Consider the following 8,371-nt stretch of genomic DNA (forward strand, 5'->3'; position numbering starts at 1 on the left):
ATTCTGCCTCTTCTCCCCTCTATCTTGCATATGATATAATAATCTAATGAGCATTTCACAATTTATGGAGGACTTCATGGGTAAAGACTCAAAAGCAAGAAAACAAACAGGGAAACTGCTTTCCTTTATTCCAACTGGGGAATATTATTTCACGAAGGGTTTAAAAGCATTCCATCGTCGTGATTTTCATAAAGCAAAAAAATATTTACAACGAGCGATGCAGCTTGAGCCAGGTGAACCAATGATTATGTGCCAGTTGGCAATTGTTTGGACGGAAATCGGAGAATACGAGAATTCCAACCGCCTCTTGCACACAATCCTTGAAGAACTTGATGAAGATATGGCTGAATGCCATTATTTTTTAGCGAACAATTATGCCCACATGGGATTCTTTAAAGATGCTTATCATCATGCAAAACTATATATTCAATTAGAACCAGACGGCGACTTCATTGAAGATACCGAAGATTTATTGGAAGTATTGACGCTCGAAGCAGATGAAGTTGAGGATGAGTTGTACGAACAGGATGACTTGATGATCAAGCAGGAGCAAGCGCGTGATTTGTTGGAATCAGGATATTTTCCGAAGGCAATCGAGCTTCTGAATACAGTGATCGAGGAATATCCAGAATACTGGTCGGCTTATAACAATTTGGCTTTAGCTTACTTCTATCTCGGTGAGACAGAGAAGGCGGCAGATATTCTTGAAGATGTTCTTGTCAGGAATCCCGGAAATCTTCATGCCCTATGCAACCGGTTAGTGTTTGCCTATTACCTCAAAAGGGCTGAAGAGGTAGAAGACTTAACAAATACTTTGAAAAAAATCAATCCGCTCATTACAGAACACCAATTCAAGCTTGGGGCTACTTTTGCGTTGGTTGGTGAGTATTCTTATGCGTATATGTGGCTTAAAAAGTTGTATAAACGTGGTTATGAAGGTGAAGGTCCGTATTATTACTGGCTTGCATATTCTGCTTTTCATACAGGCAATGAAACGTTTGCGCGTAACATTTGGAAAATCGTTCTAGAAATCAATCCTGAAAAAGAAGGAATGGAGCCATGGAACGAGGAACGTATGCCGCGTAACGGTTTTGAGGATCACATTGGTTCGATTTTGCAAAGATTAGAAAGCGACTATGAAGAAGAACGCCTCTTTGCATTGTTTTTGACATCTGTTTCAAGTAAAAAAGAGGAAATTCTTGCATCTGAACGTTATTTTATGCACGGGAAAATTTCTGCATCAGAGAAAGAATATATCCGCTACATTAAAACAGGAGTAAGCCGAGACTCATCGTTGAAGGAAGCCCATCAGGTTGCTACTATGTTTCATCTTCGTTATCAGCCAATTGGCACGATAGAAGCAGGCTTGTACCTCATGTGGTACTCCGTTTTTGTAGAATTGACAGAAAGCAATCAGCAAGTCAAAAACGCAAATGCTTGGGCAGCTGCTACAGAATATATTTGGTTGAAGCTTCGTCGAGAAAAGGTTTCCCAAAAAATGATCGCCGACGATTATGGTTTATCGGCCGCTACCGTCGGGAAATATGTAAAATTAGTGAACAGCATTTTAGACAAACAATAAAGCACAAAGTTCAAAGATAACGAAATCGCCCTAGCGCCTAGCCAGTTTTCCCTAGAATTGCGGAACATTTTCTAGGCGCTTTTTTTATGAAACAAGGAAGTGAATTTAACCAAGACAACTGTCTAGCTCCAGGGCGCATGCGCTTTTCGAATATGAGCAGATTTTTGGACTTAAGGCCCTTTGTTTTATAGGATAAGAATAGCAAGGGAATACTAAGCAAGAAAGCTTGTTTGGATGTTCTAGTTTAAGGAGTGGAACCTCATGTCAGAAGAAAAAATTTATGATGTCATTATAGCAGGTGCTGGCCCAGCTGGTATGACTGCAGCTGTATATACTTCACGTGCTAATTTATCAACTTTGATGATTGAACGCGGAATTCCTGGCGGTCAAATGGCAAATACAGAAGAAGTTGAAAATTATCCTGGATTTGACCACATCTTAGGACCAGAACTATCGACGAAAATGTTCGAACACGCAAAGAAGTTCGGTGCTGAATATGCGTATGGAGATATTAAGGAAGTCATCGATAACGGCGAATACAAAACTGTCATCGCAGGCTCTAAAGAATATAAAGCATATGCTGTGATTATTTCAGCAGGTGCAGAATACAAGAAAATTGGAGTGCCTGGTGAAAAAGAACTTGGCGGTCGCGGTGTATCTTATTGCGCAGTTTGTGATGGCGCATTCTTTAAAGGGAAGGAACTTGTCGTTGTAGGCGGAGGAGACTCAGCTGTTGAAGAAGGCGTTTATTTAACACGCTTTGCTTCAAAAGTAACAATTGTTCACCGTCGTGACGAGCTTCGTGCTCAAAAGATTCTTCAAGATCGTGCATTTGCCAACGAAAAAATTGAATTCATCTGGAACTCTACTATCAAGGAAATTAATGACAAGGACGGTAAAGTAGGCAGTGTGACGCTTATATCTACTGAAAACGGAGAAGAAAAGGAATTCAAAACCGATGGTGTGTTCATCTATATCGGAATGGTTCCTCTTTCAAAGCCATTCGTAAACCTAGGCATCACGAATGAAAATGGTTATATCGAAACAAACGACCGCATGGAAACGAAGGTCCCTGGCATTTATGCTGCAGGTGACATCCGTGAAAAAACATTACGTCAAATCGTTACAGCAACGGGAGATGGCAGTATCGCTGCTCAAGCTGCACAACACTATATTGAAGAATTAAAAGAGGAAATGAAGGCGAAAAAATAAGTTTGTCCCTTTATGTCGTAAAATGTGAACGAAATTTCACAAAAAAGTAACTCTTATTTAACCCTTCTGTAACAATAGTGAAATAAAGATGGGGTAGAATAAGAATAGAATTGACCCCCTTTTAAAAATATATTTTTTTGGCACAGGCTGAATGGCCTGTGCTCTTTTTTTGTATGTAGACTATTGTCGTACTAAAATACAAAATTCCTGAATCTTATTATCAATATATGCCAAGATCTCGCGATTGTGGGATTTCCTATCCTGGCTAACCAGATAAATGCCGCTTTTCTTCTCTTTTAACAAAATTATCAAATTTCTATTCATTGTGAGTAGATTTTAAAAATAGTATAATGAAAAGAATGTAATAGCTTTCAAAACTGAAAAGTTTCGTTATAGAGGTGAATGAACGATGCAGCGAGTCACCAACTGTGTGTTGCTGAAAGATAATCAAATATTACTTCTTCAAAAACCTAGACGTGGCTGGTGGGTCGCCCCGGGTGGAAAGATGGAGCCGGGAGAATCGGTGCGTGATTCTTGCATTCGTGAATATCGTGAAGAAACAGGAATCTACTTAAAAGATCCGCAGTTAAAGGGTGTTTTTACTTTTATCATGAAAGAAGAAGATCAAGTCATTTCAGAGTGGATGATGTTCACGTTTTTCGCTAAACTATCTGATGGTCTAAAACTGGATGAGTCAGAAGAGGGAAAGCTTGAATGGAAGGATATTGACCAATTAAGCAAACTTGACATGGCTGCTGGAGATTATCACATTCTTGACTATATGGTGCATGGAAATGGAATTATCTATGGAACCTTTACGTATACAAAAGATTTTAAGCTTCTTAGCTATCGTTTAGATCCAAGCTAAAGTTAACAGAGAACAATTTCAGATTAAACTCAGGGGGAATGAAAATGAGTACGGGATCGACGGATACTCAAATGGTCATCATTACAGGGATGTCTGGTGCAGGTAAAACAGTAGCGATACAATGCTTTGAGGATTTAGGTTTTTTCTGTGTAGACAACCTGCCGCCGACTTTGTTACCAAAATTTCTTGAACTTATGAAAGAATCCGGAAATAAGATGAACAAAGTGGCACTTGTCATGGACTTAAGGGGCCGTGAGTTTTTTGATCATCTTTTCAAGGCGCTTGATGATCTTGCCGAAACTTCCTGGGTGGCACCGCAAATTCTTTTTTTAGATGCTGATGATTCAAGCTTGGTTAGACGATATAAAGAAACGAGAAGATCTCATCCGCTTGCACCGTCAGGACTTCCTCTTGAAGGGATCAGACTTGAGAGAGAACTTTTGGAAGAACTGAAAGGTAGAGCGCAGCAAATTTTCAATACCTCAACACTGAAGCCGCGTGAGCTTCGTGAAAAAATATTGACAGGTTTCTCTGCGGATAAACGAACCACTTTTACTGTGAACGTGATGTCCTTTGGTTTCAAACATGGCATTCCGATTGATGCCGACCTTGTTTTCGATGTGAGATTTTTGCCAAATCCACATTATATCGAACACATGAGACCGAAAACAGGCTTAGAGGAAGAAGTTTCGAGTTATGTCCTTAAGTGGAGTGAAACCCAAAAATTCATTGAAAAAGTAAGTGAGCTACTTACTTTTATGCTTCCGCATTATAAACGTGAAGGTAAGTCTCAATTGGTGATCGCCATTGGATGCACAGGTGGACAACATCGCTCTGTGACTCTGGCTGAGTATTTTGGAAAGCTTTTTCAAGCGGACTATCATACAAAGATTACGCACCGTGATATTGAGAGGAGAAAGGAACAAACAACATGACCAAGAACGGCCAGCCCAAAATCGTCATAATTGGCGGGGGTACAGGATTACCTGTTCTATTGAGAGGCTTAAAGAAATATCCTGTAGATATTACCGCTATTGTCACCGTCGCGGATGACGGTGGCAGTTCGGGAAGATTGCGGGATGATTTGGACATACCGCCTCCAGGGGATATCCGAAATGTTCTGGCAGCACTTTCTGATGTTGAACCACTCATTGAAGAGATGTTTCAGCATCGATTCAAGACATCGAATGAACTTTCCGGACATTCGCTCGGGAATCTGATTTTAGCTGCAATGACTTCCATTACAGGGAATTTTGTTCATGCCATCCAAGAGATGAGCAAAGTACTCAATGTGAATGGTAAAGTATTGCCTGCTGCTAATCAAAGTGTTGTCTTGCATGCGGAAATGGAAGACGGAACGATTGTGTCAGGTGAATCCAAAATCCCTTTTTCAGGAAAAAGAATCAAGAAGGTGTTTTTAACACCTGAAGATATAACGCCGCTACCCGAAACTTTGCAGGCGATTAGACAGGCAGACATGATCATTATTGGCCCAGGCAGTTTGTACACGAGCATATTACCGAATTTACTTGTGCCGCAGATTGGGGATGAAGTCTGTGCTGCTAAAGCTAAGAAGGTGTATATTTGCAATCTCATGACCCAGGCGGGAGAGACGCATGGATTTACGGCAAGTGATCATGTTGAAGCAATTTACAGTCATATGGGATGCGCGTCTATTGATACCATTCTTGTGAGCAATGATGACATTCCATTCGACGTTCAGCTTCGCTATGATGAAGAGTTAGCAAAACCTGTCCATTTCGATCTTCCTAGGTTATATGACTTGGGACTTGAGGTTGTACCTGGTGAAATTGCGCGTCAAACAGATGGTGCCCTTCGCCATGATACAAAACTAGTGGCAGAAATTTTATATTCTTTACTTTTAGATGAAACCAAAAAGAGGTTTAATGCGTAGTATTAGTGCAAGCGTTTGTCTAACTACTACCGTCTCTAAGATTTTTCTAAGATAATAGGAAAGTATGATGCTACTACAAAGTTATCATTTGGGTAGCAGAATTGCCTAAGGGGCAATATTTACTGGCTCGAATTGGGCACTTCCGCTGTTCTATAGACATAGGAAAAATGATGATACTAAATTAGATAATGGTCTAGTTGCAGCCCCAAATTGGGCGCTTGCGCTTTTCTAATAGGGGGTGAAGGCATGTCTTTCGCTTCGGAAACGAAAAAAGAGCTTACCAATCTGGAAGTCAAAGGCTGTTGTGGAATAGCCGAGCTTTCTGCATTGATCCGAATGAACGGCTCGCTTTCTTTCTCCAACCGAAAGCTAATTGTGGACATTCAAACCGAGAATGCTGCAATTGCCAGAAGGATTTACACATTAATAAAAAAGAACTTTGAGGTTCAAGTCGAACTTCTTGTACGAAAGAAGATGAGACTTAAGAAGAATAATGTTTACATTGTTCGCCTAAAAGAAGAAACAAAACACATTTTAGAAGTGTTGAAGATACTTGGCGACGGATTTACGTTTGTCCATGATATTGATAAAGATTTGGTGAAAAAGAAGTGCTGCAAGCGCTCCTATTTAAGAGGGGCATTTCTAGCTGGGGGTTCGGTGAACAATCCGGAGACATCCTCTTACCATCTTGAAATTTTCTCGCTATATAAAGAGCATAATGACTCTTTATGCGAGTTGATGAATACATTTGGGCTAAACAGTAAGACATTGGAACGAAAAAAGGGCTTTATCACTTATTTAAAAGAAGCCGAAAAAATTACCGAGTTTTTAAATATCATTGGTGCACACAATTCTCTGTTACGTTTTGAGGATGTCCGCATTGTCAGGGATATGAGAAATTCGGTGAACCGACTTGTAAATTGTGAGACAGCCAATCTTAATAAAACCATTGGAGCGGCGATTCGACAGGTTGAAAACATCCGTTATATCGATAGAACGGTAGGTTTGCATATTCTTCCTGAAAAACTGCGCGAGATCGCTGAACTGAGAGTGACTTACCAGGATATCACCCTTAAAGAGTTAGGTGAAATGGTCACAGGTGGATCAATCAGTAAATCGGGTATCAACCATCGATTGAGAAAGATTGATGAAATCGCTGATAAATTGCGTGCCGGAGAGACAGTCCCGAGAGGTTAATGAAGTTTTCACTGCCGTTCACAGCGGCTGAATATAGAGAAAAAATGAGGAGGAATTGTGATGGTGGAAAAACAGGTAGAAGTTAAGTTGAAAACTGGTCTACAAGCACGACCTGCGGCACTCTTTGTTCAAGAAGCAAACAAATTCACGGCGGAAATCTTCTTAGAAAAAGACGGTAAGAAAGTAAATGCAAAAAGCATCATGGGACTTATGAGTCTTGCTGTTAGCTCAGGATCTCTCATCAACATCATCGCAGACGGTCAAGACGAGGAAGAAGCAGTTATCGCTTTGGCTGAATACATTCAAAAGCAAAACTAAAAAAATCGCACCCGCTTAGCTGGTGCGATTTTTCTTTTATCAGGCGTTAGACACCTTACTCTATTTATCTTTCTTCTCTTCAAGCGGATTACGAGTAATGATATGGTCAACAAGACCGTACTCTAGCGCTCTTTCAGCTGTCATGAAGTTATCGCGGTCAGTATCTTTTGAGATGACTTCCAGCGGCTGTCCAGTACGCTCAGAAAGGATCGTATTAAGCTTTTCACGAAGGAAAAGAATGCGCTTAGCAGCGATTTCGATTTCTGTTGCTTGACCTTGAGCTCCACCAAGTGGTTGGTGAATCATTACTTCAGCATTTGGAAGGGCATAACGCTTACCTTTTTCACCTGCTGCGAGAAGGAATGCACCCATAGAAGCTGCCATACCGATACAGATTGTTTGTACCTTTGGTCTGATGAATTGCATTGTATCATAAATTGCCATACCAGCTGTGATGCTGCCGCCAGGGCTGTTAATGTAAATGGATATGTCCTTTTCAGGGTTTTCTGCTTCAAGGAATAAAAGCTGTGCAACGATGCTGTTTGCAACATGATCGTCAATAGCGCTTCCAAGCATAATGATGCGGTCTTTCAAAAGACGAGAGTAAATGTCATACGCTCTTTCGCCGCGATTTGTTTGCTCAATAACTGTAGGAATCAAATTCATGCTAATTTCCTCCTCAATCTGTACTCACATACAATGATGTATGCGGTTTATTATGTATTGTTATCATACACTGATGGTCAATTAAGGTCAAACGAATCACCTTGTAATCGTTCGACACTATTTGCTTCATACTCATTCCATCATACCCATTTTCCTCCTTTTTAAACAGTAACCGCAAGTGGTTTGGCCTTTCCTTGCTTGCAAACATTCCCACTCTATCATATAATATGAAGGTCGTACCTTGCCCTCGTGGTGCAACGGATAGCACGTAAGATTCCGGTTCTTGAGATGTGGGTTCGATTCCTGCCGAGGGCGTATAAGGATATAAAAAAAATAGTATAATTTAAGTCGTGAATACGATGATACTACTGCCATTGCAGTGGTTTTTTATTTTCTTGGAATGCTAAAGTAACGATAGCGCGAATTAGTAAAAAAGTCCATCCGATTCAAGAAGTATTTTGGAGATCATTCCCTTTTTCTATGAACAATAACTGAAACTATAAATATAAGCCCCTCCTTTTTGAATTGACCCAATAAAGTTAGACAAAAAGTTTTAAGCTGCTTTCAAGACCTGAGTCCGGTATTCGACTGGACTTAGGTCTTTTAATTTTGC

At 40.4% G+C, this 8,371-nt stretch carries 8 protein-coding genes and 1 tRNA gene; 8 read left to right on the forward strand and 1 reads right to left on the reverse strand.

Annotated features, from left to right (window positions below; genetic code table 11):
- Positions 1–76: 76 nt before the first annotated feature.
- The 7 genes from BMZ31_RS18265 (at position 77) to BMZ31_RS18295 (ending at position 7,092) form a co-directional block, all read left to right on the forward strand.
- Positions 77–1,582 carry a tetratricopeptide repeat protein gene (locus BMZ31_RS18265; protein WP_090833379.1) on the forward strand — a complete coding sequence of 502 codons (1,506 nt, stop codon included), beginning with the start codon at positions 77–79 and terminating at the stop codon, positions 1,580–1,582.
- Positions 1,583–1,843: 261 nt separating this feature from the next.
- Positions 1,844–2,794 carry a thioredoxin-disulfide reductase gene (gene trxB / locus BMZ31_RS18270; protein ID WP_090833380.1) on the forward strand — a complete coding sequence of 317 codons (951 nt, stop codon included), beginning with the start codon at positions 1,844–1,846 and terminating at the stop codon, positions 2,792–2,794.
- Positions 2,795–3,203: 409 nt separating this feature from the next.
- Positions 3,204–3,662 (forward strand): NUDIX hydrolase, encoded by a 459-nt coding sequence (locus BMZ31_RS18275; RefSeq protein ID WP_090833381.1) that lies wholly within the window; start codon positions 3,204–3,206, stop codon positions 3,660–3,662.
- A 44-nt stretch (positions 3,663–3,706) separates the two neighbouring features.
- Entirely contained in the window at positions 3,707–4,597 is an 891-nt protein-coding gene (rapZ, locus tag BMZ31_RS18280; RefSeq protein WP_090833382.1) for an RNase adapter RapZ, read from the forward strand.
- Positions 4,594–5,577 carry a gluconeogenesis factor YvcK family protein gene (gene yvcK, locus BMZ31_RS18285; RefSeq protein ID WP_090833383.1) on the forward strand — a complete coding sequence of 328 codons (984 nt, stop codon included), beginning with the start codon at positions 4,594–4,596 and terminating at the stop codon, positions 5,575–5,577. Before rapZ ends, yvcK begins: the two co-directional genes overlap by 4 nt.
- A gap of 246 nt (positions 5,578–5,823) precedes the next feature.
- A complete protein-coding gene (whiA, locus tag BMZ31_RS18290; RefSeq protein ID WP_090833384.1) occupies positions 5,824–6,774 on the forward strand; it encodes a DNA-binding protein WhiA in 951 nt (316 codons plus the stop codon).
- Between the two features lie 60 nt (positions 6,775–6,834).
- The gene (locus BMZ31_RS18295; protein WP_090833385.1) at positions 6,835–7,092 is read left to right on the forward strand and encodes an HPr family phosphocarrier protein; all 258 of its coding nucleotides are present in this window, start codon (positions 6,835–6,837) and stop codon (positions 7,090–7,092) included.
- Positions 7,093–7,152: 60 nt separating this feature from the next.
- On the opposite strand, the gene clpP is transcribed toward BMZ31_RS18295, so the two are convergent.
- Positions 7,153–7,758: an ATP-dependent Clp endopeptidase proteolytic subunit ClpP gene (gene clpP, locus BMZ31_RS18300; protein WP_090833386.1), complete on the reverse strand. Its 606-nt coding sequence runs from the start codon at positions 7,756–7,758 to the stop codon at positions 7,153–7,155.
- Between the two features lie 243 nt (positions 7,759–8,001).
- On the opposite strand from clpP, the gene BMZ31_RS18310 reads away from it, so the two are divergent.
- Positions 8,002–8,073, forward strand: a tRNA-Arg gene (locus tag BMZ31_RS18310).
- The last annotated feature ends 298 nt before the right edge of the window (positions 8,074–8,371 follow it).

Source organism: Bacillus sp. cl95, assembly GCF_900115925.1.
Lineage (GTDB): Bacteria > Bacillota > Bacilli > Bacillales > Cytobacillaceae > Neobacillus_A.